The 24,030-nt window shown below is 60.0% G+C and carries 23 protein-coding genes and 1 pseudogene; 12 read left to right on the plus strand and 12 right to left on the minus strand.

The features are described 5' to 3' along the window. Positions 1–16 precede the first annotated feature (16 nt). Complete coding sequence (locus tag ACMGFM_RS02795) at positions 17–1,627, minus strand: long-chain-fatty-acid--CoA ligase (protein WP_436900831.1); 1,611 nt, start codon at positions 1,625–1,627, stop codon at positions 17–19. 186 nt (positions 1,628–1,813) lie between these two features. On the opposite strand from ACMGFM_RS02795, the gene ACMGFM_RS02800 reads away from it, so the two are divergent. From ACMGFM_RS02800 to ACMGFM_RS02810, 3 genes are read left to right on the plus strand one after another with little or no spacing between them, the layout of a single operon-like run. Further along, on the plus strand, positions 1,814–2,884 hold the full coding sequence (locus ACMGFM_RS02800) for a PAS domain-containing sensor histidine kinase (RefSeq protein WP_436900832.1): 1,071 nt from the start codon (positions 1,814–1,816) through the stop codon (positions 2,882–2,884). 41 nt (positions 2,885–2,925) lie between these two features. Then, complete coding sequence (locus tag ACMGFM_RS02805; protein WP_436900834.1) at positions 2,926–3,555, plus strand: DsbA family oxidoreductase; 630 nt, start codon at positions 2,926–2,928, stop codon at positions 3,553–3,555. 37 nt (positions 3,556–3,592) lie between these two features. After that, entirely contained in the window at positions 3,593–4,036 is a 444-nt protein-coding gene (locus tag ACMGFM_RS02810) for a DUF7382 domain-containing protein (RefSeq protein WP_436900835.1), read from the plus strand. Here the strand turns inward: ACMGFM_RS02810 and ACMGFM_RS02815 are convergent. The 3 genes from ACMGFM_RS02815 to ACMGFM_RS02825 are packed head-to-tail and all read right to left on the minus strand — an operon-like array spanning position 4,033 to position 6,078. Further along, entirely contained in the window at positions 4,033–4,764 is a 732-nt protein-coding gene (locus ACMGFM_RS02815; RefSeq protein WP_436900836.1) for a protein-L-isoaspartate O-methyltransferase family protein, read from the minus strand. The genes ACMGFM_RS02810 and ACMGFM_RS02815 overlap by 4 nt on opposite strands. Before the next feature lie 41 nt (positions 4,765–4,805). Next, entirely contained in the window at positions 4,806–5,429 is a 624-nt protein-coding gene (locus ACMGFM_RS02820; RefSeq protein WP_436900837.1) for a protein-L-isoaspartate(D-aspartate) O-methyltransferase, read from the minus strand. Position 5,430: 1 nt separating this feature from the next. Next, positions 5,431–6,078, minus strand: a complete 648-nt coding sequence (locus tag ACMGFM_RS02825; protein ID WP_436900838.1) for an HVO_0476 family zinc finger protein — start codon at positions 6,076–6,078, stop codon at positions 5,431–5,433. A gap of 93 nt (positions 6,079–6,171) precedes the next feature. Between ACMGFM_RS02825 and ACMGFM_RS02830 the strand changes: the two genes are divergently transcribed. The 3 genes from ACMGFM_RS02830 to ACMGFM_RS02840 all read left to right on the plus strand — a co-directional run bounded on the left by ACMGFM_RS02830 (position 6,172) and on the right by ACMGFM_RS02840 (position 8,737). Further along, positions 6,172–6,576 carry an Hsp20/alpha crystallin family protein gene (locus tag ACMGFM_RS02830; protein WP_436900839.1) on the plus strand — a complete coding sequence of 135 codons (405 nt, stop codon included), beginning with the start codon at positions 6,172–6,174 and terminating at the stop codon, positions 6,574–6,576. Positions 6,577–6,678: 102 nt separating this feature from the next. Next, complete coding sequence (locus ACMGFM_RS02835; RefSeq protein WP_436900840.1) at positions 6,679–7,362, plus strand: hypothetical protein; 684 nt, start codon at positions 6,679–6,681, stop codon at positions 7,360–7,362. Between the two features lie 40 nt (positions 7,363–7,402). Then, entirely contained in the window at positions 7,403–8,737 is a 1,335-nt protein-coding gene (locus tag ACMGFM_RS02840; protein WP_436900841.1) for an aminotransferase class III-fold pyridoxal phosphate-dependent enzyme, read from the plus strand. Here the strand turns inward: ACMGFM_RS02840 and ACMGFM_RS02845 are convergent. After that, positions 8,734–9,060 carry a ribbon-helix-helix protein gene (locus ACMGFM_RS02845; protein ID WP_436900842.1) on the minus strand — a complete coding sequence of 109 codons (327 nt, stop codon included), beginning with the start codon at positions 9,058–9,060 and terminating at the stop codon, positions 8,734–8,736. The genes ACMGFM_RS02840 and ACMGFM_RS02845 overlap by 4 nt on opposite strands. 85 nt (positions 9,061–9,145) lie before the next feature. Here ACMGFM_RS02845 and ACMGFM_RS02850 point away from each other — a divergent pair, with 85 nt between their 5' ends. Then, positions 9,146–9,892: an MBL fold metallo-hydrolase gene (locus tag ACMGFM_RS02850; protein WP_436900843.1), complete on the plus strand. Its 747-nt coding sequence runs from the start codon at positions 9,146–9,148 to the stop codon at positions 9,890–9,892. Here ACMGFM_RS02850 and ACMGFM_RS02855 read toward each other — a convergent pair whose 3' ends face one another. From ACMGFM_RS02855 to ACMGFM_RS02880, 6 genes and pseudogenes are all read right to left on the minus strand, one after another. Next, entirely contained in the window at positions 9,893–10,879 is a 987-nt protein-coding gene (locus tag ACMGFM_RS02855; protein ID WP_436900846.1) for a PhoU domain-containing protein, read from the minus strand. 3 nt (positions 10,880–10,882) lie between these two features. Then, on the minus strand, positions 10,883–11,557 hold the full coding sequence (gene phoU / locus ACMGFM_RS02860; protein ID WP_436900847.1) for a phosphate signaling complex protein PhoU: 675 nt from the start codon (positions 11,555–11,557) through the stop codon (positions 10,883–10,885). A 1-nt stretch (position 11,558) separates the two neighbouring features. Further along, a complete protein-coding gene (pstB, locus tag ACMGFM_RS02865) occupies positions 11,559–12,473 on the minus strand; it encodes a phosphate ABC transporter ATP-binding protein PstB (RefSeq protein ID WP_436900848.1) in 915 nt (304 codons plus the stop codon). Then, positions 12,470–13,324, minus strand: a pseudogene (pstA, locus tag ACMGFM_RS02870) (phosphate ABC transporter permease PstA); the annotation flags it as partial. The gene pstB and the pseudogene pstA, both read right to left, overlap by 4 nt. Positions 13,325–14,643: 1,319 nt before the next feature. Beyond that, the gene (gene pstC / locus ACMGFM_RS02875; protein WP_436900849.1) at positions 14,644–15,705 is read right to left on the minus strand and encodes a phosphate ABC transporter permease subunit PstC; all 1,062 of its coding nucleotides are present in this window, start codon (positions 15,703–15,705) and stop codon (positions 14,644–14,646) included. Between the two features lie 106 nt (positions 15,706–15,811). After that, positions 15,812–16,873 carry a PstS family phosphate ABC transporter substrate-binding protein gene (locus ACMGFM_RS02880; protein ID WP_436900852.1) on the minus strand — a complete coding sequence of 354 codons (1,062 nt, stop codon included), beginning with the start codon at positions 16,871–16,873 and terminating at the stop codon, positions 15,812–15,814. Between the two features lie 209 nt (positions 16,874–17,082). On the opposite strand from ACMGFM_RS02880, the gene ACMGFM_RS02885 reads away from it, so the two are divergent. From ACMGFM_RS02885 to sucD, 3 genes are all read left to right on the plus strand, one after another. After that, positions 17,083–18,108: a PhoU domain-containing protein gene (locus tag ACMGFM_RS02885; protein ID WP_436900854.1), complete on the plus strand. Its 1,026-nt coding sequence runs from the start codon at positions 17,083–17,085 to the stop codon at positions 18,106–18,108. 314 nt (positions 18,109–18,422) lie between these two features. Then, complete coding sequence (gene sucC / locus ACMGFM_RS02890; protein ID WP_436900855.1) at positions 18,423–19,568, plus strand: ADP-forming succinate--CoA ligase subunit beta; 1,146 nt, start codon at positions 18,423–18,425, stop codon at positions 19,566–19,568. Continuing rightward, entirely contained in the window at positions 19,565–20,434 is an 870-nt protein-coding gene (sucD, locus tag ACMGFM_RS02895) for a succinate--CoA ligase subunit alpha (RefSeq protein ID WP_436900856.1), read from the plus strand. The genes sucC and sucD overlap by 4 nt, the downstream gene beginning before the upstream one ends. Here the strand turns inward: sucD and ACMGFM_RS02900 are convergent. Next, positions 20,431–21,450 carry an AbrB/MazE/SpoVT family DNA-binding domain-containing protein gene (locus tag ACMGFM_RS02900; RefSeq protein ID WP_436900857.1) on the minus strand — a complete coding sequence of 340 codons (1,020 nt, stop codon included), beginning with the start codon at positions 21,448–21,450 and terminating at the stop codon, positions 20,431–20,433. The two genes, sucD and ACMGFM_RS02900, sit on opposite strands and share 4 nt — an antisense overlap. 345 nt (positions 21,451–21,795) lie before the next feature. Here ACMGFM_RS02900 and ACMGFM_RS02905 point away from each other — a divergent pair, with 345 nt between their 5' ends. After that, positions 21,796–22,902, plus strand: a complete 1,107-nt coding sequence (locus ACMGFM_RS02905; RefSeq protein WP_436901731.1) for an agmatinase family protein — start codon at positions 21,796–21,798, stop codon at positions 22,900–22,902. Between the two features lie 89 nt (positions 22,903–22,991). After that, positions 22,992–23,846 (plus strand): ZIP family metal transporter, encoded by an 855-nt coding sequence (locus ACMGFM_RS02910; RefSeq protein WP_436900858.1) that lies wholly within the window; start codon positions 22,992–22,994, stop codon positions 23,844–23,846. Positions 23,847–24,030: the final 184 nt, after the last annotated feature.

Below are 24,030 nucleotides of genomic sequence, written 5' to 3' on the forward strand. Positions count from 1 at the left end.
ACGAACCGGCCGCAGTCTATCCCTGTCCAACCATTCGGTCTTCGTCTTCCCACTCCTGTTCGCGCAACTCGAATTTCTGGACTTTTCCCGTGGCTGTCGTGGGTAACTCCTCGACGTACTCGACCCGGCGGACTGTCTTGTAACTCGCCAGGTTCTCGCGGGTAAACTCGGTCAGTTCCGTCGCAGACACTGGTGGGTTCTCGGGGTCATCGTTCGAGGGAACCACGAAGGCCTTCGGCGTCTCGCCCCACTCGTCGTCTGGCGAGGGAATGACCGCAACATCGCTGACGGCGTCGTGCTCGAACAGCGTATCCTCCAGTTCGATGCTGGAGATGTTCTCACCGCCCGAGATGATGATGTCTTTCTTGCGGTCCTGAATCGAGAGCATTCCAGTTTCGTCAACTGTCGCCAGGTCACCGAGGTGGTAGTACCCTTCCGCGCGGTCGTTGAACGCCTCTTCCGTCGCCTCGGGCTTGTTCCAGTACTTCTCCATCACCTGGTTACCCTTGACGACAACTTCGCCGATGGTCTCGTCGTCTTGGGGCACGTCGTTGCCGTCCTCGTCGACCACACGGATTTCGGTGCCGAGATAGCCAAAGCCCTGCCGTTTCTTGATTCGGAAGCGGTCGCTGCTGTCGTCCTCGAAGTACCGGCGAGCGTCAGAGGTGCTGATCAGTGGGCCGGTCTCTGTCGCACCGTAGACGTGTTTGAGATACCAGCCAAACTCCTCTTCGACGGTGCGAATCGTGGCCTCTGGCGGCGCAGCGCCCGCGGTTGCGATCCGGACTTCGTTGTTTCCTGTCGTCTCCGGGCCGTGTTCCTCGTAGTAATCGATCAGCATGTTCAGCACCGTCGGCGCACCGCACATGTACGACACATCTTCGGTCTGAACTGCCTCGAAGATGTCTCCGGCCTCGACACCTCGCGTACAGATATGCTTCGCGCCGATGCCGGTCATCGCGTAGATGTGTCCCCACCCGTTGACGTGGAACATCGGCAACGTCCAGAGATAGATGTCGTCGTCGCTGATGTCCTGATGGACTGTAGTGATGTACGCATGAAGCGTCTCGGCGCGGTGGGTCCGACAGACACCTTTCGGGTCGCCCGTTGTCCCGGAGGTATAATTGATAGTGATGATTTCGTCTTCGTCCATCTCTGGGCGGTCGTATTCGCCGGTATTATCGATCACTTCGTCGAAGGACTCCCACTCACCCTCGACGGCGTCGACATCGTTCGTGATGAAGGTCTCTGTTGGCACTTCGTCTCTGATTGGTTCGATCTTTTCGGCGTAGTCGTAATCAGCGTAGATGGCGTCGACGCCTGCGTCTTCGAGGACGTACGAGAAATCGTCGGGCGTCAGCCGGTAGTTCAACGGTGTGTGGACGGCACCGATCTGCATCGACCCGTAGGCCGCTTCGAGGTGGTAATGTGTATTTGGGTCGAGCACTGCGACCCGGTCGCCTTTTTCTATCCCCCGCTGTTGGAGTGCGGCCGAGAATCCATCAACTCGCTCTCCCAGTTCCTCGTAGCTGTACCGTTCCCCCGTCGTCGCGACGACTGCTTCTTCTTTCCCGTAGTGGTTGCGCGCACGATCGAGAAACTCTGTGACAAGCAATGGCTTGTGCATATCAAGAGTTAACAATCACTGTGCAATCAAACCATAGGTTAACATGTATACGGGTTGGTAGAAACTGCCACCGGCGCTAGCCGTCTCCTCTCACGCTGGACGGCCGATGGCGAGTGTGGACTCGCAGGCTATGCCGCTACTGTGAGGATACTTAACTGCCCGGTGCGTACGTGTACACAGATAGCGATGGACGAAGGGGCTGAAGGCATCGAGGAACTCACCGCCGAACAGTACCGGACGTTGATTGAAGAGACGTCTGACGTGGTCTCGATAGTCGACGAGGACGGGACGATCCGCTATCAGTCGCCGGGCTCATTCCACATCAAAGGCTGGTCACGGACTGCCATGATGGGCGAAAACATCCTCGAGTACATCCACCCCGACGACCAGAAGCGAGTTCAGCAGGCACTGGAGGCGCTCGCTGCCGGCAAAGAGTTCGACGAGGAGGTCGAGTACCGACTCCGTCGTGAGGACGGCGAGTACATATGGCTGGCGACAACAGGGGAAGCCCCTGGTCCGGACAGCCCAATCGACGGCATCATTACGACAAGCCGGAATATCACCGAGCGAAAAGAAACCGAACAGAAACTCAAATCACAGCGTGATGACCTCGAACTGCTCAATCAGGTCGTTCGTCACGACATCCGTAACGACCTGCAGGTTGTGTCTACCTACGCCGAACTACTCGAAGACCATGTCGACGAGGAGGGCCGTGACCATCTCCAGCGACTCACCGAGAGCAACAAACAGGCGGTCGAACTGACCATTACGGCCCGAGACCTGACGAACGTCATCCTGCGGTCCGACAGCGACCTCGAACGTGTGCCACTGGCGCCAGCAATCGACGGGCAGGTCTCCGAACTCCGCTCGTCACACCCAGAGGCAGCGTACAACATCGACGATTCTATCGACGGACACGCTGTCCTCGCCGACGATATGCTCGATACAATCTTCCGGAATCTGCTCAAAAACGCCGTCCAGCACAACGACAAGGACCGACCGAAAGTGAGTATCGACGCCAGCGCCGACGCGGAGACCGTGACGGTGAGAGTCGCTGATAACGGCCCCGGTGTACCGGACGAACAGAAAGATGTCATCTTCGGGAAAGAGGAGAAAGGACTGGACAGCGAGGGGACTGGAATTGGGTTATACCTCGTCCGGGAGTTGGTTACTGGCTACGGCGGGGACGTCTGGGTCGAGGACCGAGAGAACGCGCCGGGGGCTGTTTTCGTACTCGAACTCCAGCGGGCCGACTAGCCGAGCAACGAGTCTTTGCCGCTGGACCGACTAGAAGGTGTATGAGTCAACAAACCGCTGAGTCAGTCCTCGTGTACGCCGATTACGTCTGTCCGTTCTGTTATCTCGGCTACGAGTCACTCGACCAGTACCAGGCCGAGCGCGATGAGCCAGTCGAGACAGACTGGCACCCGTTCGACCTTCGGAGTCGAGAACGCCGACCTGACGGAACCATCGACGATTCCGTCGACAACGGCAAAGACGAGGAATATTACGAGCAGGCCAAACAGAACGTCGAACGTCTCGCCGAGGAATACGGTGTCGAAATGGCTGAACCGCTCCTGAAAGATGTCGACTCCTACGACGCCCAGCGAGTCGCCTACCGCATTCGCGAGCAGTATCCTGACAAGTTCCAGCAGTTCCACCGGAGTGTCTTCGACGCGCTGTGGGAGGAGAACCGAGACATCGGCGACGAAGACGTGCTCCGGGAACTCGTCGACGATGCGGATATTCCGACTGAGGTCGTTGCAGACGCTCTCGCTGACGAGGAGACGACCGAACAACTCGAAGCAGCGTTCGAGTCTGCACAGAAAGAACGAATCACTGGCGTGCCGACCTTCGTCTACGGCAGCCACGCGGCCCGCGGTGCAGTCCCCCCTGAGCAACTGCGCCGGCTCGTCGAAGGGAACTGACCGAGCGTTTATATAAGAACGCTGGACCAACCAGCGTATGTCAGACCACACACTCTGGCAGGATGAACGGGCAATCGAAGGGCTGCCGATCAGACTCGTCATCGCACTTGTCGTTGGCGTTGCCTGTCTTGGCGTGATGTTGAGTGTCGTCGGTGGATTCAGTTCACTCGGACAGACCGAACTATCGACACGGCCCACACCTGACCTTGTCGAAGAAGGCAACCACACGGTCAACGTTACGGTCGTTGATACCGACGGCGAGCCAATCGAAGCGGCAACGGTTATCGCTCGTGGCGACACGGCCCGACTCGATTCACTCGCGCGTGCGGAAACCAACGCGAACGGCGTTGCACAACTCACCGTCGACGCGTCGCTGCGACCAAATCAGGCCGAAGGAAAAATCGAACTCTCGATTCAGCCGCCACAGGGCGAGTACGTCGATAAACAGGAAAATACGGGGATTCTGGTCATCGAACGTTAGTCCCAGTCAATCCAGTCGAGTTCCCAGCCTTTGCGGCGCTGCGCGTCGCGTTCGGCGAACTCTCGGTCTTCACGATGCGTTCGATTTCGCTCGAGCGTGTTCGCCTGCTCGCCTTCGACGAGCATCGGGTTGAACGCACACCCCCCGAGTTGTTCGACCTCGCCATCGCTCTCGACGACAGAAATTGACTGTGTTGCCGTCCCGAGCGGCATGACCAACTGTCCATCGTCAGCGAGTTGCTCCTCGAGCGCAGCAGGCGGGCGAACGGCCGCGGCTTCGAGCAGGATTCGGTCGTACGGGGCGTACTCCGGAAGTCCATCGGCGCCGTCTCGGCAATCGACAAGCACCTCGCCGTAGCCGGCGTCAGCGAGGTTCTTCCGGGCTTCGTAGACGAGTTGGCGGTTGATGTCGATTGCATGAACGTTTCGTCCGCCGACAATCTCTGCGAGCACCGCTGTCGTGTAGCCGACGCCAGCGCCCACGACGAGCACAGAGTCGTCTTCGTCCGGGTTGAGGGCTTCGAGCAGGCGAGCGGCCGTGCTCGGTGCCAGCACGCGCGTGCCGAGTCGCTCCTGCGTTCGGTCTGCGTAGGCCGTCTGCTCGTCACCGACAAAGGAATCGCGGGGGACAGTTCGCATTGCGCCAGCCACGTGGTCGCTGTGGACACAGCCCTTGCTGGGGTGGACCAGACTATCGACCATATCATCGCGCAGTACCGCTGGGTCCATGTATTCTCGTTGTCCCGAGTCGTAATGAATGGTCCGCTCGGTTACTGCAGCGGGACGAACCGGACGGCACCGTGTTCCGTTCGTTTCTCGAGTCCGTCCTCGTCGACGACGCCGCGAACGAGGTGCTGTCGGTCGTCACCAATCGGACCGAGGACGACTCCCCCCGGCCTGACCTGTTCGAGCAGTGCCGGTGGAAACTCAGTTCCAGCGCAGGTCAGATATGCTGCGTCGTAGGGTGCGTGGTCTGGCCACCCGTCTCGTCCGTCGCCGGCTCTGATCTGGATATCCCCGTAGCCAAGTTCGGCGAATGTACTCCGGGCCTTCTCGGCCAGTTCCGAGTGATATTCGACGCTGAAGACGTGCTCCGGACCGACTATCTCCGCGGCAACTGCTGCGTGATAGCCACAGCCAGTCCCGATTTCCAGCAGTCGGTCGCCTGGTTCGGCGTCAAGCAACTCAATCATAATCGCCACCATATGCGGCGCGCTGATCGTCTGACCGTTTCCAATCGGAAGCGGCCGGTCAGCGTAGGCGTCCGTTCGACGGGACTGTGGGACGAATTCGTGGCGCGGCACGGCTCGCATCGCGGCGGCAGTCTGCTCGCTCAGCGACTCTCGCTCACAGAGCCTGTCGACCAGTTGGTCGCGAGCCTGCTCGGTGTCCATCCTACCACGCCGACCACGCGGTGGTCGACTCGTCACGCACGTACAGCCGCTTGATATCTTTCGCAATGGCCATGTCACCCTCGAAATCCAGCTTCTCGTGCTCGTAGCCCGTCGCGTCGTCACGGAGCAGAATGCCCTCAACTGTAAACTCCTCCTCGCTCAGTTCCTCCGTCTCGTCGACGGTGAACTCGTAGTCGCCGGGCAACTGGAGCGTAAAGCTCCGCGTTTTGTCGTGCTCGCCGGATTTCGGGTGGGCAGTGACGTTGACGGAGACGTTGCCGACTGCTCGCGTCCAGATGGTCTTCACGTCCTCGACAACGGCTTCGTCGGTGCGACCCTCTGCGAGTTCGAGGCTGGTAATTCGGACTGTGAGAATCGCTTCGTCAGTCTCCAGCAGGAACTCCTCGCCGACAGCGATGGTTTCGTCGATGGGCGCTTCTGTCGAGGCGCTAAAGGACTCGCCGTCCTGAGAGACAACGACATCTTTCGTCATCGTCTGTTCTTCAGGAAGCTGTTTTTTGTGGACGTGGTCGCACTCGGTGCACCGGAGTGTCGCCTGGCCGCCGGGTGAAAGTACCTCGTGGACTGTCTCGGTGTGTTGAGAACACGCCGGACAGACAACAGCAACGCGCTCCGTTTGGTCAGTCATACGATCCGTTTGGATACAGCGGTACAAAAGGCGTCGGTGTCACAGACGAACGCTGCCGAAGCCTTTTGAGTAGTCCGAGCCTAGGATAATTGTATGAGAGATGACGACCGGGACGACCCCTTCGACGAGTTCTTCGAGGAGATCGAGCGGATGATGAACGAGATGATGGGGCCGAACGCCAATTTCCACTTCGAGCACAACTCCGGCCAGCGGCGTTCTCGCGAGGACAGCGGCCACGACGTACACATCGATATCCACGAACACGACGACGAAATCCGCGTCGTCGCGGATATTCCGGGTGTCGAAAAGGCGGCAATCGACCTCCAGTGCGATGGCGACACCCTCCAGCTTGAGGCCGGCAGCGGCGAGCGACGATACAGCGAACGTGTCTCACTCCCTGGCCGCGTCGACGAACACTCCGCCAGCGCCACCTACAACAACGGCGTCCTCGAAGTTGCCTTCGAGCGACTCGACGACTCGACGAGCATCGACGTCTGAACTCGCCCTCAGTTCCTACCGCCGCTCGGTCTCGGTGGTCTGTACTGTCAACGACTGGCGATGAGTGGTCTTTTTGTCACGCGGTGTCAACTGTTGGGTAGTATGTCAATGAAAGGCTCCGGCGATGGCGGCGAGTGGCGTGAGATCGACCGATCGGAGGACGGCGTCGGCTGGATTGCCCACCCTGACGAGACGATGCAGCGGGCCTGTCACGCAATTGTCGGTGACGACGGCGGAGTCTGGCTGGTCGACCCCATCGATGTCGACGGTTTGGACGACCTGCTTGCGGAGTTCGGCGACGTTGCTGGTGTGGTGATTCTTCTGGACAGACACAAACGTGACTGTGCGAAACTGGCGAACCGACACGACGTGTCGGTCTGGATTCCGTCGTTCATGAGCGGCGTCGCGGACGATATCGACGCACCGGTCGAACGCTTCGGCAACACGCTCGGCGACTCTGGCTTCTCGCTGCACAAACTCGTCGACAACTCGTTCTGGCAAGAAGGGGCCCTGTACAACGAGGAGACTGGTGTGCTGGTCGTTCCCGAGTCCGTCGGAAGCACGGGCTATTTCCGAACCGACGAGCGGCAACTCGGCGTCCACCCGATGTTGCGGCTGTTCCCACCGAATCGGTTGGAGGATTTCGACCCGACACGGATCCGCGTCGGTCACGGTGCCGGCGTGAGCGAGGGCGCACCGACGATACTCGACGACGCGCTCACCGGCGCACGCGCCCGGACGCCACGGCTCTATTTCAACACGTTCAAAGACTTCGTTCTTGGCTGAAGGGACCAACTTACTTACAGACACCCCTGCAAGTCGGGGTATGCAGCGAGAGTCCGCCGAACCGGAGGTCTCTGAACTACCCGGTGACCGTGGCCGACGGGTCGTCGATTTTCATCACGAACACGCGGCACCGAGTACGTACGTCTACGAGTTTGTCTGGGACCACGAAGCGCCCGCAGTTGGGCCATTTTGTACGGACGTTGACGGAAATGTCCTCATGGACTTCACCAGCCACGTCGGCGCGAATCCACTGGGCTACAACAACCCGAAAGTGCTTGACCGGTTCGACGAGTTCGACCTCGTCGACCCGCTGAAAATCGCCGGCCAAGACTTCTACCTGCCCGCGTCGAGTGTCCTCGATGACGCAGGAATCCCCGGTCCGGCCGACCTGATGGCGAAGCTGACCGACATCAGCGACCACTATGGCATGGAGACGGTCTTTCTCTCGAACTCCGGGGCGGAAGCAGTCGAGAATGCGCTGAAAGTGAGCTACGACCACACCGACGGCAAGTACGCGATTACCTGCGAGGGGGCCTTCCATGGCCGAACGCTGGGGACGCTCTCGCTCAATCGCTCGAAAGAAGTCTACCGCCGAAAGTTCCCCGAAATCGCGAGCGTTCAGGATATCCCCTACTGTACGGACCGGGCCTGCAACCCGGAGAGCTGTGACTGCGGCTTCTTCTTCGACGAGACGTCGAGTTTGCGGCAGATGGTCGGAAAGGGCGGCTACGTCAATCCGGATGAGGTGGCCGCGCTCGTTATGGAACCGATTCAGGGCGAAGGTGGCTATCGGTTCCCCTCGGCGTCGTTCGCTGAAGAGATTGCGGCAGTCACCGACGAGTACGATATTCCGCTGGTAGTCGACGAGGTACAGGCCGGACTGGGCCGCACCGGCGAGTGGTGGGGGTCGGACCACTACGCCCTCGAACCAGATGTCATCGCCAGCGCGAAGGCAGCTCGCGTCGGCGCGACGATTGGCCGAACTGAGATGTTCCCGGAAGAGACGAGTCGCCTCTCCTCGACGTGGGGTGCCGGCGACATCGTCTCCTCGGCACAGGCCGTGTTCACCATCGACGCCATCGAGGACAACGACTTGCTCGCAAACGCGACCGCCCGTGGCCGTCAGATGAAAGAGCGACTCCGCGACGAGAATCTTTCAGGGGTTGTCGACGTTCGGGGGAAAGGGCTGATGCTCGCCGTCGAGTTCGAGAGCAAAGAGCTCCGGGACGCCGTCCAGCAAGAAGCCTTCTCTCGGGGCTTTCTCATCCTGGGCTGTGGCGAGCGAACGATGCGGCTGTTGCCGCCGCTCGACGTGACCGAGCGAGAAATCGACCTCGGTGCGGACCTGTTCGCCGAGAGCGTCCGGGCGGTTTAGAACTGATAGCGTCGGTCGTCGTTTTGCTGTTGCTGTGGGAACTGGCCGCCGGTCATCTGCTCGAAGGTCATCCCTGAGAGATACTCGTCGTATGTTACGTCATACTGGCTGCGGAGGTGGAAATCGAGATTCCCTGTCTCGACTGCACTCTGAAAGAGCATGTGCACCGCTCGTCGGAGCAGTTCGTCCGTTTCGTCGGGTTCGAGCGCCACGGAGAGCATCGCCAGCTCGTTGCGTGTCTCTCTGTCGAGTTCTGCGTCGACAGTATCGCCGAGGTCCGTGTACTCATCTTCGATATCTTCGGTCAGGTCGTCGAGACTCATACCGCTCGATTCGGCTGTCGGAGACAAACGACTTTCGTCCGGGCCAGTCCGAAGATGTAGGTGGCGCTCGGCCCAAGCGCCACGCATGACTGTCCAGCACGACAATATTGCGATTGAGTGGCTTGGATACGCGACCGTCCGAATCGACGGCTCCGCTCAAACAATCTATCTCGACCCCGGCCGCTACGGCGTCCTGTCCGGCGAGTGGGAACCAGACTCTGAACGTGGCCGCGCCCACCCCGCCGCGAGAGATTACCGGGCTCAGGACGGCGACGTGGTTTGTCTGAGCCACGTCCATCACTACGACCCGGACGGTATCGACCGCGTGCTCGACAGCGACGGGACTGTGCTGGCCTGTGATGGTATCAATCCTCGCCAGAGCAGTCGCGACCTGCCGCGACTCGTCGACATCGACCACGCGGTACAGGAGACTGGCACAGAAGACGAGCAGATACTCGCCGACACGCCAATCTGGACCGTCCCCTCATACAACGAACCAGATGGACCGCACACGCGCGGGGATGGCTCACCATTCCACCCCGAGGGCCGAGGGTGTGGCTTCCTGCTCGGTATCGACGGCACGCGCGTATTCTGGCCTGGCGATACGGATGTCCTCGACGGCCACGCGCAGCTAGATGTCGATATCTTCCTGCCACCAATCGGCGGCGCGTTCACGATGGACCGCCACGAGGCGGCGGAGTTGGCCGAGGCACTCGACCCGGAACTGGTCGTGCCGATTCATTACAACACCTTCGAGGCGCTGGAAACAGACTCGGAAGCGTTTGCCGCGGACCTCGCCGAGCGAGGTGTCGACGTGGCAATCGACGAGTAGTTAAGACTGGTCGGCGCCCCCGCTCACCGCCGTCAACTCTCCGTTGCGGATTGCCTGTTGGAGGGCAATCTCTGCGATATTACCGCCGTGCTCGGCAGTGCGGCGTATCCGATTTTGCACCGCATCAGGCCCCGCGACGGTATCGAGTTCGGCCCGAACCGTCTCGCGGGTTGCAAGTGCCTGTTCAGCCTGTCCGACACCGGCGTCGTCGATGATAGCAGCGACTGCGTCAGAGACAATCTCTCGGGTCGTCTCCGCGATGGACTGTAGCTCTGGCACTACGTCTGGGTCGTCGACGCGCTGTGCTGCGCTTGCGATTCCGTTTGCGTGGTCACCGACGCGCTCGAGTTCACGGGTTGTCATCCATAGCTCGAACAACTCCGAGCGACTCACGCCGAGGGCGTCTACCTCTTCGAGCCGTTGGACGCCCCGAGAGAACGACCGAGTGATCATCGCCTCCAGGCGGTCAGCCTGGTCATCTCGCTGGGCAAACTGGTCCGGAGCTGAGGACTCAGCGAGCGCGTCGGTCGCATTTCTGTGCATCGAGAGCACCACAAATCGCAGTTGCCGGACCGACTGGCGGACTGACACCTCGTCGGTAGCTAACAGCGTCTTCACTGTGATCTCTGTCGGGGTATCTTCGACAACGGAGACACCAGTAAGATTCTGTGCAACCCGACTGAGGACCTGTCGTTGCTCGCTGGTGAACGACTCCGGATTTTTGAGAATTATCGTCTTGCTTCCCGCCGCGTAGGCCGCTCGGAGCACGCGCTCGATGGCGTCGGTCACCTGTGGTGCGAGTGTGACGGAAATCCGCGAGGGGGCCGTCTGTTCAGATTCTGGCGCCTGGACCGCTAATATCCCGTCGATGTGTTCGTGTAACTGAACGGCGTCACCTGTGGTGATACCCTGTGCGTCGGCCCAATCTTTCGGAATCGAGACGGTGTACGTGCCGCCCCCGACGGACTGGATTTTTCGTGTTTCCATAGGTTAGTAGATATATTTCGGGTCGTTTTCGACCATGTAGTAGGTCCGAGCGGCGATATTCACGGCGTGGTCACCGACGCGTTCGATGTCTCGAATCGTCAGCAACACGCGTGTCACATCGTCGAGGAGCTGTTCCAGCAGCCACCCCCCGTCGCCTGCTTCACGTTCGATTAGTTCTCGGGTCACAGTCTCACTCGTGGTCCGGCACCGCTCGTCGATCTGGTCGTCTTCAGCAACGATTTCGCTCGCGGCCGCGCTATCGCCGTGCTCGTAGGCAGCGAGACTGCGCTCGACCAGGTCAAGTGCCGCCCGACCAATCTCTGTGACCGTCTGTTCGGGCACGATATCCCGCCGAGCAGCCAGGGTATACTCCGCGAGATTCATCGCCAGGTCCGCAATCCGTTCGAGGTCGGTGATAATCTTGAACGAGGCGATGACGAACCGCAGGTCCCCGGCAAGCGGCTCTCCTTTGCCCAACAGTCGTGCACACTCGTTTTCAAGCGTGAGATAGGTCTCGTTGATCTTTTCGTCCCCATCGATGACGGCCCTGGCGATTGTTTCGTCACTGGCTGAAAGCCCAGTCAGGGCCTGGTCGAGCTGGTCGACAGCCTCTCCCCCCATCGACACCACCTCCGACCGCAGCGTTCCGAGCTCGAGCGTAGTCCCATTCCCCGTCATGTCATCCAAATTTCCCGGTGATGTAATCCTCGACGCGCTGGCTCTGTGGGTCCTCGAACACCTGCTCTGTGTCGCCGTACTCGACGAGTTCGCCCCCGGTCAGAAAGACAGCTGTCTGGTCAGAAATCCGGGCTGCCTGCTGCATGTTGTGGGTGACGATGACGACAGTATACTCCTCGGCGAGGTCCTCGATCAGGTCCTCAATTTTCGACGTGGCAATCGGGTCGAGCGCAGACGCTGGTTCGTCCATCAGGATGACTTCGGGGTCGACAGCCAGACAGCGGGCAATACAGAGTCGCTGTTGTTGCCCGCCGGAGAGTCCGAGTGCGTTGTCATCGAGCCGGTCCGAAACCTCCTCCCACAGCGCAGCGTCACGCAGACACTCCTCGACGAGTTCGTCCTCCTGCGCTTTTTGGTCGCGACCGAGCAGTCGTGAGACGAGGCCACGTTCGATATCTCCGTGCTTGCGCGGGCCGTATGCGACGTTCTCTCTGACCGATTTTGGGAACGGGTTGGGGTGCTGAAACACCATTCCGACCCGCTTTCGCAACTCGACGAGATTCGCGCGGTCGTCGTAGACATCCGCGTCGTTGAACTCGACTGTTCCCTCGACTTCTGCGCCTTTTATCCGGTCGTTCATCCGGTTGAGACAGCGGAGAAACGTCGACTTCCCACAGCCAGATGGACCGATTAACGCCGTGACACTCTGTTCGGGGATGTCGATGGAGATGTCTGTCAGGGCGTGGTCGTCGCCGTACCAGACGTTGAGGTCCTCGACAGAGAGCACCGGGTCCCCAGCAAAGGAGTACTCCCGCCACTCTGGCTGTACTCGTTCCTCACTCTCACCGGTCGTCGTCTGGTCTGGTTGTTCGTCGTCGATTCGGTCATCCGTCGTAGTCGTAGCTGAATTGCTCATTGGTGGAGTTTTCGTTCGAAGTAGCGTCTGGTTGCGATGCTCATCGCGAAGAAGCCCAGGACAACGCCGAGTAAGACCAGTGCCGTCCCCCAGCCGAAGGACTCTCCGGCACCGACGCCGGCTGTGATGACCGCGTACAGCTGGTAGGGAAGGGCGCTCGCTCGCTCGAGCAACGCCGGATTCGACACCTGAATAAACGGCGGTTGTGCGCCAACCTGGACGACGAAATTTTTCAGCACGTTCGGCCCAGAGTTCGGGAAGTTCGGCCCGTTCAATACCAGCAGTAGCGGTGCCGTCTCACCGGCAATCCGGCCCACGCCGAGGATGATGCCCGTAATCACGCCCGGAATCGACGCGGGCACGACGACGCTTCTGATGGTCTGCCACTTCGTAACGCCGAGCGCCGCACTGGCGTCACGATACTCGTCGGGGACACTCTTCATCGCTTCCCGGCTGGTGATGAGCACGAGTGGCAACAGCATGAACCCGAGTACGAGCTGTGAGGCGAGAATCGAGGGGGTGTCGCCGAACCGCGGGACGATGAACGCGAGGCCGAACAGCCCAAAGACGATACTCGGTGTGCTCCAGAGGCCGTTTGTCGCGACATCGACTGCACGGGTGAAGACGCTATCCTCGGCATACTCTGTCAGATAGACGGCTGCACCCAGCGCAAGCGGCACGGCAAACACAACCGCACCGAGAACAATCCAGATAGTGCCGAACATCGCTGGCATCACGCCAGCCTGGATCCCGAGTCCCTGTGACGGGTTCATGATGAACGGCCAGGTGACGGTTCCGTTCCCGACGATACCGAGTTGACTCGTCCCGACCGGATAGCCGGTCAGGAACGCGCGCAAACAGGCGACAGCGACGATAGCGAGGCCGGCGTAGCCCAACCAAGAAACCGGCGGGAGCGACGACGGCTCGCCAGATTGACCGGGACTCGGCCGTGTGGCGGCTAGCACCACGACGCCGAGGCCTGCGCCGCCGAGTAGCACTGTGACAGCCGCGACGCCAGCGACGGCGAGTTCGGTGCTGATGGCGAGTTCCAGGACTGTCACACCAATCGCACCGACCAGCGCCACACCGAGGCCACGGTTGATCCAGCGACCACGGGCTGTCTCGGGCGTCCAGTCACCCGAGCGCCCTGTCAGTGCGAGCAAGACCGCCGCGGCAAGCAGTCCGGGGGCTGCACCGACGGCGGCGGTCGGTTCGACCGTGACCGCGTACCCCGAGAGTGTACTGTTCGTTACGACCGTTCCGAGGACTGCAGCAGCCGCGAGTCCAACGAGCCCAACAACCGCGAGACTGACAAAGGCGATAATCTTGTCTGTCCCGTTGGCGGCTGCTGGGCTGATTGTCGTCACTCTGAGCAAAACGAACATCGTGGTTGCGAGGAGTAGCACCACTGTCCCGGCGCTGACGACGAGATTTTCGACAACGACGCCGATTCCCCGCTGGAAGACAAACAGGAGCAGGAAGGCCAGCACCGACAGCGTGAGCATCACGACAAGTGAGACCAGCACGAATGCGCCGTTCTGTCTGCCGCGGGTGCCAAAGCCTTCGGAGGCAGACGCACTCGCCCATCCAGTCGCGAGCCCAACGAACATCACCGACAGCGGAATCACGAGTGTTCCGGGGATCGTGGCTCCAAAGCCCGAAGGTTCCCACGTCCACCCTGGCGAGATGACGCCGGTTGTGAACACGGCGCCAATCAGGCACACGAGGACGCTCGCAGGTATTGTCGCTCCGAGGTCCTCTCGCAGCGCAATAGTGGCGTACCCGACGCCAAGACCAACCACGACGGCACCGAGCCAGCCAACCTGCCCGACGCCGAGTGTATTACCGAGGAATGTCCCGACAAGCAGCGTCCAGAGCAAACTCTGGATAAGCCCGACAACGAGCCCTGCTGAGCGGTCAGGCGTCGTCCGGACGCTGCCCCACCGAGAGAAGACTCCCAGCGCGGCGGTTGCCAGCCCGAGACCGAGCGTGGCGACACCGAAATACGTCGCCGCCGTGAGGCCACCGACTTCATCGGCCAGTGGCACCACATCAGCGAAGGTTCCAACCGCGAGCGCGAAGACGACAAGCGAGCCCGCAGTCACGCCAAGGGAAAACTGTTCGTAACTACTGCTGTCGCCGTCGACAAGCCGTGTCTGGTATCGTTCGCTCATTGTCCACCTCTGAGTTTTCGTTGCATGCGCTGTTGGATCAGTTGTGAGATGATTCCCAGCCCGGTGACGATGACGAGCAAGAGCACGCCAGCAGCGAACAGCGCGCTCAGAAAGGTCGACCCTTCTGGTGCGTTACCGTAGCCTGACGCGATGAGTGTGGTCAGCGTCTCGGTGCTGTCGAAGAAGTTGTAGGGTTTCGGCCCCACCATCTGTCGCCTGTGTGCAATCATCACCGTCGCGGCCATCGTCTCACCGATGGCTCGGCCGAGGCCGAGCAAGACAGCCGCTGAAATACCTGAAAACGCTGTCGGGATCGAGACGCTTTTGATCGTCTGCCAGTCTGTCGCCCCCATCGCGACCGACCCGTCTTTCATCGAGTCCGGAACAGCCGACAGGGCGTCTTCGGCCACCGAGACGACTGTCGGGAGCGCCATGAAGCCAATTACCAGCCCAATCGTGAACATCGCGCCGGCGGGAGTGATGGAAAACAGATTTCCAATGTAAGGGTTGATCACAGTGAATCCGATGAACCCGTAGACAATCGAGGGTATCCCGGCGAGCAGTTCGACGGCTGGCTTGATTATCTCTCGAAGCCAGTCAGGGGCAATTTCGCTGATAAACAGTGCGCCCGCGATGCCGAACGGTGCCGCGACGAGCATCGCGACCGCAGTCGTAATCAGCGTGCCCAAGAGCATCGGGATAAGCGAGAACTGCCCGCCCGCGACGGACCACTTGTTCGGTCCGAACGGCGAGAGAACGTGCCCGACACCCATCTCCCGGAAGACTGGCACTGCCTCCAGAAAGAGGAAAAAGGCAATCAGGCCGAGCGTCGACAGCGTCAGAACAGTCATCTGTAGCGTGAGCAGTTTCGCGGTCAGTTCCTGCCGAATGACCCATCCCACACCTGTCACGACCAGGAAGCCGTACAGCAGTGTCAGTAGCCAGTTCGACTGCAGCAGAAAGCTCACGAACGCCCCGGCAACCAACACCACCTGTGCCGTTGCTAACAGGAGGCTCACTCGGTCCATCTCCACGAGTGTTCGGACCGTCGGCGCCATCTGTTGCCGGAGCGACGACCGCACTCGTACCGCCAAGTCTTGTATTTTGTTCATGTATAAAAACGAATATGTATCGGCCGGCCGAGCGAACGGCGGCCAGTGACGGTTAGGCCTGGTCGGCCAGCTTTCCGCGCTCTTCCTCTCGTCGCTCCGGTGGGAGTTTGAAGTAGTTGTTCGGCTCGACGAAGTTCTGCTGGCCGAACTCTGAGAGGATCATGTTGATGAAGGCACTCTCTCGGTTGTCGGTGTCTTCCCAGGTGTAACAGTGCAGGTCACGGCTCAGCGGGTACTCCTTGGCACCGAGGTTCTTGCCGAACTCGTAGAGCGTCCCGTCGAGCTCGAGTCCGATTGGCGGGGTGCCTTGGTCGGGTTCGACGAACGCCAGCGCGATGTAAGCGATTGCGTTGTCGTTCTGTTTGACCAACTGGGCAACCTGCTGATTCTGGCCCTTTCGAGTGTCCGGCGAAATCGGTGCGTCTGGGTCGCCGTACAGATTCTTTCTGAATGCAGTGTCAGTTCCGGAGTTCTCTGCGCGACCGATTGCGTAAATCTCCTTGTCTGGGCCGCCAACCTCACTCCAGTTGTCGATGTCGCCCTTGTAGATGCCCCGGAGTTCGTCACCGGTGATCTGTGAGACACCTGCGTCGCGGATTTCCTCGCTGACGACGATTGGCTGGCCGTCGACTGCGACTACGTGGTCGACAATGTTGTCGAGTTTGTCGGAGTCGGCGCCGAGAATCGACTCTGCTGTCGAACTCGCGTCACCGATGTCGACGCGTTCGCTGGTGACTGCTTCGACACCGGTCCCGGAGTGGCTCAGTGCAACCTGAACCTGGAAGGGCGGCACACTCCGTTCCTCGGTCGGCTCGAAGCCGTATTTCTGCCCCCAGTAATCGGCGAGGTTCATGTCCGTATCGATGTCGTACTGGCCGGGCCCCCAGTACTCTTCGTCAGAGGCTGGTGGATTACCGTTCCAGACGGCGGAGGCGTCGTTCGTGATTGGATACACTGTGGAGGAGCCATCAGCTGTCAGCGAGGAGGGGCCAGCGGAATCGTCGCCGCTGCCGAGTGTACAGCCGGCGAGTGCTGTCGCGCCGAGTGTCCCGGCGCCAACAAGGAATTTACGTCGTGATGCGTCGTCAGACAGACGCTCTGAGTCCTGCGTCATCATCTGTGCATTTCCTATCGGTTATTAAAGCAGTTTATAATACTTATACGAACCCGTCAGACCAGTATAGACCGAACCGAGTGGGTGTGAGTTGTACGGGCCTGAAACATCTGTACGTCCGATTCTGAACTAACTGTTCTCAAACAGAGGAATATATAGCAATACGTACTGCAGTGAGTTCTGTATACCTATCATATTAATCACTAATAATGAGCCCCTCCGAATTAGCGTATCTGATGAAAGAACGGAAGGTGCAGTTGACCGGTGGGTCGACGCTGACAGTGTCGCTCCCGAAGGAGTGGGCAACGGAGGCTGATGTGGAGGCAGGCGATACACTCAGACTCTTTCCGGACGGGACACGGCTTGTTATCGAATCTGCACACGCGGACGATGACACAAAGGAGACAGCGGTTGCTGTCGCCGGAGCGACGGAAACGGAGGTCCGCCGGATGATCCTTGCCTTCTACACGAGTGGATTCAACAGCGTCACGCTCACTGACCCGACTGGCTTCGACCAGACTCGCCGCGTCATCACCGACACGACGCGGAAGCTCATCGGACTGGAGATTGTCAACGCCACAGAGACAGAGGTCACGCTGAAGAATCTCCTCAACTCCAGTACGGTCTCGGTCGGTCAGTCGACAGAACAGATGCAACAACTGGCGCTGGCGATGCACGAGGACGCTGTCATGGCACTGCTCGAAGGAGACCAGCAGGCAGCGAGTCGCGTCTCCGAGCGCGACGACCAGGTCGATAGACTGTACGCGATGGTGTCACGGCACTTCCAGCGCGCGCTAGAAAATCCAGTCAACGCCGAGGAACTCGACCTCGGACGGCTGGAACTGTACGACTATCAGACGACTGCCAGACAGTTCGAGCGAATCGCAGACCACGCAGTCAAACTCGCCGGCCTCGGCCCGCGCTTCGAGCAGCCACTGCCGCCAGACCTCGCTCGCCAAATCAAAAACGTCGGTGACAGCTCTCGTGATATTGCTACTCAGGCCGCAGCAACGCTGTTGGCCGATGGCGAGACTGAGGCAGCACACGCGGCACTGGACCGGCGGGACGCACTACTCGAAGATATCGCCGAAATCGAGCGCACGCTCCACGAGGAGGAGATTCCACAGAGCCACCTGATTGCGCTCGTCCTCGATAGTCTCACTCGCACCGCAGAGTACGGCGGTAACATCGCAGAAACATCGCTCAACGCCGCCGCTCGCACCGAAGAATTATAACAGGAGCGCACGGCAGCAGAGAACTGTCGGTGGCTCGCTTGTAGTACTCAGAGTTCTAGAGCCAGTCGTCGGGCAGTTCGTCCTCGTGTGCAGCCAGCAACGACTCTGTGGACCAGACGCTGAGACACGGGAGCGCCTGGTCGAAACGGACCAGAGGCGTCGACTCTTTGACCAACAAACACGTCATCTCTGTGATTGTTGGGCACGATACCGGACAGATTCGGGGGAAGGCCGACGGAAGTGCTACGATTGGCCGGCTACGGGCGACCCGTTCCGGTACAACTAACAGGGCCACGGCAGAATAAACGCCTAGGATGCGCTTACACGAATATCAGGCAAAAGAGGTATTTGCTGACGCTGGGATCCCGACACCCGACGCAGCGCTCGCGCGGACAGTAGACGAGGCCGTCGAGGCTGCCGGTGACATCGGCTATCCGGTCGCGATCAAGGCTCAGGTCCACGTCGGTGGACGTGGCAAGGCTGGCGGAATCAAACTCGTCGAGAACGACGACGAGGCACGCGAGGCCGCCGACGAGATTCTCGGCATGGACCTCAAAGGCTACACCGTCGACCGCGTACTCGTCGAAGAGGCGGTCGATTTCGTCAACGAACTCTACGTTGGCGTGACGATGGACCGCGGCGAAGGCAAGCCAGTCGCGATGGTGTCGACCCGCGGCGGCGTCAACATCGAAGAGGTCGCCGAGGAGGACCCCGACGCAATTGCGCGGGAACACATCGACCCCGCCTTCGGTATGCACCAGTACGAGGCTCGAAAAGTCGTCTACGAGGCCGGCGTCGACCAGGATATCGCGATGGATGTTGCGAGTATTCTCTCGACGCTGTACGACCTCTGGGAGGAGCGAGATGGCGCTGACGCGGAGATTAATCCGCTGATGGTCACCGCCGACGACGAGGTTATCGCCGCAGACGCGGTGTTCAATCTCGACGGGGACGCGCTGTTTCGCCAGCAGGACCTCGCAGAACTCGAAGACGAGGCTGCTGAGGACGACCTCGAAGCCAAAGCAAACGAGTACGGCTTCGATTACGTCCGCCTCTCCGGCAACGTCGGCATCATCGGCAACGGTGCGGGACTGGTGATGACGACACTCGACCTCGTGGATTACTACGGCGGCAAGCCCGCCAACTTCCTCGACATCGGCGGCGGTGCGAAAGCCGAACGAGTCGCCAACGCCCTGGATATGGTCTTCTCTGACGAGAACGTCGACGCGGTTGTGTTCAACATCTTCGGCGGGATTACCCGTGGCGACGAGGTTGCGAACGGTATCAATCAGGCACTCGAACAGTTCGACGATATCCCGAAACAGGTCATCGTCCGCCTCGCGGGGACGAACGCAGAAGAAGGTATGGAGATTCTCAATACAGATCTCGTTCAGGTCGAAGCGACACTCGAAGACGCCGTGCAAGCTGCTGTCAAGGCAGCTGACGAGGTGGAACAATGAGTGTATTAGTCGACGAGGACACCCGCGTCGTCGTGCAGGGTATCACCGGCGGCGAAGGAAAATTCCACACCAACCAGATGATGGAGTACGGCACGAACGTCGTGGCCGGCGCAGTGCCGGGCCGAGGCGGCCAGGAAGTCGCTGGCGTTCCAGTCTACGACACCGTCGCGGGCGCGGCCCGCGCGGAAGACGCAAACGCGGCCGTCGTCTTCGTCCCGCCGGCGTTCGCTGGCGACGCGCTGTTCGAGGCACTGGACGCGCCGGTCGACCTCGTTGTCGCCATCACCGAAGGTATTCCGACACAGGACATGAGTCGTGTCTACCGACAACTGCAGGACACTGACACCCACCTCGTTGGACCGAACTGTCCGGGCCTCATCACGCCGGGCGTCGCGAAACTGGGTATTCTCCCCGGAAACATCTTCGAGGCTGGCAACGTCGGCCTCGTCTCCCGGTCTGGCACGCTCACCTACCAGGTCGTCGACAACCTGACCGAGCGCGGCCTCGGCCAGTCGACGGCCATCGGTATCGGCGGCGACCCGATTATCGGGACGGACTTCATCGACGCACTCTCGCTGTTCGAGGACGACCCCGACACCGACGCCATCGTGATGTGTGGCGAAATCGGCGGCGAAGACGAAGAAGACGCGGCGGCCTACATTGACGACCACGTCGATACGCCGGTCGTCGGCTTCATCGCAGGCCGGACAGCACCGCCGGGCAAACGCATGGGCCACGCTGGCGCAATCGTCTCCAGTTCCGGCACTGGCACCGCGGAGAGCAAAATCAACGCCCTCGAAGCGGCTGGTGTCCCAGTCGGAGACACGCCGAACGAAGTCGCCGACCACGTCGAAGAGCTCTTCTAGGCGTCCGGCTCTTCGATTTCGTCTTGGGAGTCGGTATCAGTCTGGCGGTACGCCAACCGCGCCCCGACCGACTGAATTCGACCCGCGTGGTCGAGAATCGTCGTGAAATACGTTAACAGGCGCCGTAGGTCATCGTCCGCTGTCCCGAGCGAGTCGATACGAGACCGCGTCTCGGCGATCAACTCCCGCGCTGATTCGACATCGTCGTGTGTTGGATTCACGACAACAGCCACAGTCGCCGCCACAGCTTCGTCGACTGACTCAGCGAGCGTTTGGAGTTCTTCGCTGTCGACGCCGTCCCCCGCCGACCACCCGGAGTCGACGAGCTGGCTGGAGCTGTCGGCCATCATCACCAGGTCTGTCGCCACAGAACGATAGCCAAGCAGCGGAAAGCCGGTGTCGATGCCGACAGCGTCGTTGAGTCGCGGGTTCCGGTAGGTGGTGAAAATCAACCGGAGGAACAGACAGAACAGTCGCCAGAGCTGCTGGCTCTGTCGGTCGGCAATACCGTCGCCGTTACCGAGCACCGTCTCGACAGCGCCGTCTCTGATGCCGCCCTCAGTTCTCGCCAGTCGTTCGAGCAGATTTGTTACGTCGAACTCTTTGACTGCGACCGAACAGCGAATTACGACTCGCTTCTGTGTCTGTTCGACGACGCCAAAGCCCATCAACTGCCCTTCGAGTTCGATGATGACGTTGAACTGCTCGTTCGACAGCCCCGAATCGCTGGTGATCGTTAGCTGATGTCTGCCGAGAATATACTGGGTCAACAGCACCTGTCTGAACTGCTCGGTGCTGAACTCGTCGGCGTCGATGGTTGCCGTCTGCTCGTTCTCGTGGGGGTCGTTCGGAACGACCAGCAGCGACCCGCCGCTCTCGTCGCGCTGAACGACCACTTCGTCACCCTTCTCGAGGCCCTGCTTTTCCACCCAGTCGACCGGCAGCGTCACGGCTAGTGTCGACGAACCAACCTGCTGGAGTTTCCTGTTCGACCGAATTGGATTCCCACCTCTCATCACTCAGTCGCCCTCCGCCTGCGTGCACAGCAATCGTGTGGTCCCATTCGATGGTTCTACGCGGTGAGTCGAGTTGATTGGGCAAAATAGTTTCGCGCGCGGGGAATTGCCCTACATTCGGCCACTTTGGCTGGCTACCAGCACACATTTCCTCTCATTTGTCGCACCTCTCTGGATTGTTTGTATTAGGTTCCTTGTACAGTGGATGGCAGTACCCGCAACAACAGCGACCCCTGTGTCTGTCCGATGCGGTATTACACATTCTAAGAAGCGCTTATACGATGTGACAAGCAACAACCGATGTCGGAAGAATACGAAACGTTTGGCCACTCGCAAGGGAAAATTATGGAAGACAACAGAAACGGCGAAGACATCTACGGCGACAAGCACAAAGAGGCAAACGAACCGATTTTCAGCGGAATTCCGTCCTTTCTAAAACTCCCCACGGCGACGACGGAGGCAGAACTTGAGGACAGTGACGCAGATATCGGTGTACTGGGGGCACCGCTGGACACGGCGACGACCATCCGTCCGGGGACGCGATACGGACCACGAGCGGTACGGGCCGCCTCGACGGTCCCATCACCGCCCTACCAGCATTTTAACATCGAGACTGGGGTTGACCCGTTCGACTCCTTCAGTGTCGTCGACACTGGTGACGCGACGATTTCTCCCGGCGACACGCGAAAGAGTCAACTCAACATCCAGGAGTCTGTCAAGAACATCTCCGAGAAGGGAATGATGCCGATGGTCATCGGTGGCGACCACTCGATTACGTACCCAGACATGAAGGGCTGGGCCGAGGCGAACGATTACGACAACGTCGGACTCATCCACTTCGACTGTCACGCCGACACTGGCGACGATGGACTGACCGGCTTCGAGTACGACCACGGCGCATGGGTAAAACGAGCCTACGATGACGGTCTCTTCGAGGGCGAGAACTACACGCTGATTGGCCCACGAGGCTACTGGCCGGGCCCAGACGTCTACGAGGATATGCGCGAGGCCGACATGAAGTGGTACACCTCCTTCGACGTGATGGACGGCGACCTCTCGGCGATTGCCCAGGACGCCGTCGACCGCGCAACTGACGGAACGGACGCAGTCTGGCTCTCCTTCGACGTTGACGTGATGGACCCGGCCTACTGTCCGGGGACCGGCGAACCGGAGCCGGGCGGGCTGATGCCACGAGAGACCTTCGCGATGATTCGACAGATTGTGAAGCAGATGGACATCGACAACTTCGGCTTCGACGTTGTGGAGGTTGCGCCACAGTACGACGCCAGTGACACCAGTTCCTACAACGGTGGAATTACCTCCGGGTTTGCGAACCGCCTCTGCATCGAAGTGATGGAAGGGCTGGCTCTCTCACACCGCGGTCTCGACGAGGGCAGCCCGATCCGACCGAAAGAAGACCTCGACAAGACGCCTGCTCCGAGCGACGACTAACGACTCGCTGTCTTTCTTTTTGTTCGTAACCGCGGTCCCTGTCTACACTGAACCCATAGCTATATCCGGGCAGTTTTCGGGTCTGACCTATGGCAGTCGAAGTGACTGAGACATTCGTCCGGATTGCCGGCACGTCACCGGTAATCCAGGCGTTTGTCGGGGGCATAATCATCGCGTCGATGAACCTCTTCGGTGCATCGCTGGTGCTCGTCTGGCGCAACCCCTCCGAGCGCGCACTTGACGCGATGCTCGGATTTGCCGCTGGCGTCATGCTCGCAGCGGCATTTACCAGCCTCATCATCCCCGGCATTGAGGAATACTCGGGCGGTAATCCAGTACCGACACTGATTGGTGTGGGACTCGGTGCGCTGGCGCTCGACCGGGCAGACGTACTCGTTCCACATGCCCACTATCTGCTGACCGGCAACCGTCGAACAGACGCCGCGCGGCCGAGCGAATCGCTTGCAGTCTCAGAAGAAAAACTGACGGGTGTTGTGTTGTTCATCCTGGCGATTACCTTGCACAATATGCCCGAAGGACTCGCTGTCGGTGTCGGGTTCGGCGCTGCTGCGGGTGACCCCGCCCAACTTGGCTCCGCGCTCTCGCTCATGTTTGCAATCGGCTTGCAGAACATTCCAGAGGGACTCGCTGTCTCCGTGGCGGCGATCAACGCTGGGCTGGACCGACGCATCTACGCCGCAGTGGCCGGAATTCGAGCCGGCGTTGTCGAAATTCCGCTCGCCGTACTCGGGGCTGTCGCGGTTGCGGCGGTTGAACCGCTGCTCCCGTACGCGATGGGCTTTGCAGCGGGGGCGATGTTGTTCGTCATCTCCGACGAAATCATTCCCGAGACACACCGGAGCGGCTACGAACGCGTAGCGACACTCGGACTCATGGCCGGCGTCATCATCATGTTGTATTTAGATATTGCACTCGCCGCCTGAGTGCTGCTACTCGACAGACTTACCCAATCGTCAAGCTCCGTGTCTTTACGTGAGCAGAAACGACAGTCCGACTCATCAACGATTGATAAATAAAAAAGACGTCATCGGCTACCGAAGTTAGTCGTTTGCCTCGGAGAAGGAAGTCCGATTCGACCGAAAGAAGCCCTCCAGAAGACGGCCCCGG

This window comes from Halovenus halobia (assembly GCF_051414135.1).
In the GTDB taxonomy this organism is placed as follows: domain Archaea; phylum Halobacteriota; class Halobacteria; order Halobacteriales; family Haloarculaceae; genus Halovenus; species Halovenus halobia.

Bases quoted from the DNA above. Each gene is read 5' to 3' on its own strand.
- ACMGFM_RS02910 (WP_436900858.1), top strand. From the start codon at position 22,992: ATGGCAGTCGAAGTGACTGAGACATTCGTCCGGATTGCCGGCACGTCA.
- ACMGFM_RS02900 (WP_436900857.1), bottom strand. From the start codon at position 21,450: ATGAGAGGTGGGAATCCAATTCGGTCGAACAGGAAACTCCAGCAGGTT.
- ACMGFM_RS02815 (WP_436900836.1), bottom strand. From the start codon at position 4,764: ATGGACCCAGCGGTACTGCGCGATGATATGGTCGATAGTCTGGTCCAC.
- ACMGFM_RS02825 (WP_436900838.1), bottom strand. From the start codon at position 6,078: ATGACTGACCAAACGGAGCGCGTTGCTGTTGTCTGTCCGGCGTGTTCT.
- ACMGFM_RS02845 (WP_436900842.1), bottom strand. From the start codon at position 9,060: ATGAGTCTCGACGACCTGACCGAAGATATCGAAGATGAGTACACGGAC.
- pstB (WP_436900848.1), bottom strand. From the start codon at position 12,473: ATGAGCAATTCAGCTACGACTACGACGGATGACCGAATCGACGACGAA.
- ACMGFM_RS02850 (WP_436900843.1), top strand. From the start codon at position 9,146: ATGACTGTCCAGCACGACAATATTGCGATTGAGTGGCTTGGATACGCG.
- pstC (WP_436900849.1), bottom strand. From the start codon at position 15,705: ATGGCGCCGACGGTCCGAACACTCGTGGAGATGGACCGAGTGAGCCTC.
- phoU (WP_436900847.1), bottom strand. From the start codon at position 11,557: ATGACGGGGAATGGGACTACGCTCGAGCTCGGAACGCTGCGGTCGGAG.
- ACMGFM_RS02800 (WP_436900832.1), top strand. From the start codon at position 1,814: ATGGACGAAGGGGCTGAAGGCATCGAGGAACTCACCGCCGAACAGTAC.
- ACMGFM_RS02805 (WP_436900834.1), top strand. From the start codon at position 2,926: ATGAGTCAACAAACCGCTGAGTCAGTCCTCGTGTACGCCGATTACGTC.
- ACMGFM_RS02835 (WP_436900840.1), top strand. From the start codon at position 6,679: ATGTCAATGAAAGGCTCCGGCGATGGCGGCGAGTGGCGTGAGATCGAC.
- ACMGFM_RS02840 (WP_436900841.1), top strand. From the start codon at position 7,403: ATGCAGCGAGAGTCCGCCGAACCGGAGGTCTCTGAACTACCCGGTGAC.
- sucC (WP_436900855.1), top strand. From the start codon at position 18,423: ATGCGCTTACACGAATATCAGGCAAAAGAGGTATTTGCTGACGCTGGG.
- ACMGFM_RS02905 (WP_436901731.1), top strand. From the start codon at position 21,796: ATGGAAGACAACAGAAACGGCGAAGACATCTACGGCGACAAGCACAAA.
- ACMGFM_RS02810 (WP_436900835.1), top strand. From the start codon at position 3,593: ATGTCAGACCACACACTCTGGCAGGATGAACGGGCAATCGAAGGGCTG.
- ACMGFM_RS02830 (WP_436900839.1), top strand. From the start codon at position 6,172: ATGAGAGATGACGACCGGGACGACCCCTTCGACGAGTTCTTCGAGGAG.
- ACMGFM_RS02795 (WP_436900831.1), bottom strand. From the start codon at position 1,627: ATGCACAAGCCATTGCTTGTCACAGAGTTTCTCGATCGTGCGCGCAAC.
- sucD (WP_436900856.1), top strand. From the start codon at position 19,565: ATGAGTGTATTAGTCGACGAGGACACCCGCGTCGTCGTGCAGGGTATC.
- ACMGFM_RS02820 (WP_436900837.1), bottom strand. From the start codon at position 5,429: ATGGACACCGAGCAGGCTCGCGACCAACTGGTCGACAGGCTCTGTGAG.
- ACMGFM_RS02855 (WP_436900846.1), bottom strand. From the start codon at position 10,879: ATGGAAACACGAAAAATCCAGTCCGTCGGGGGCGGCACGTACACCGTC.
- ACMGFM_RS02880 (WP_436900852.1), bottom strand. From the start codon at position 16,873: ATGACGCAGGACTCAGAGCGTCTGTCTGACGACGCATCACGACGTAAA.
- ACMGFM_RS02885 (WP_436900854.1), top strand. From the start codon at position 17,083: ATGAGCCCCTCCGAATTAGCGTATCTGATGAAAGAACGGAAGGTGCAG.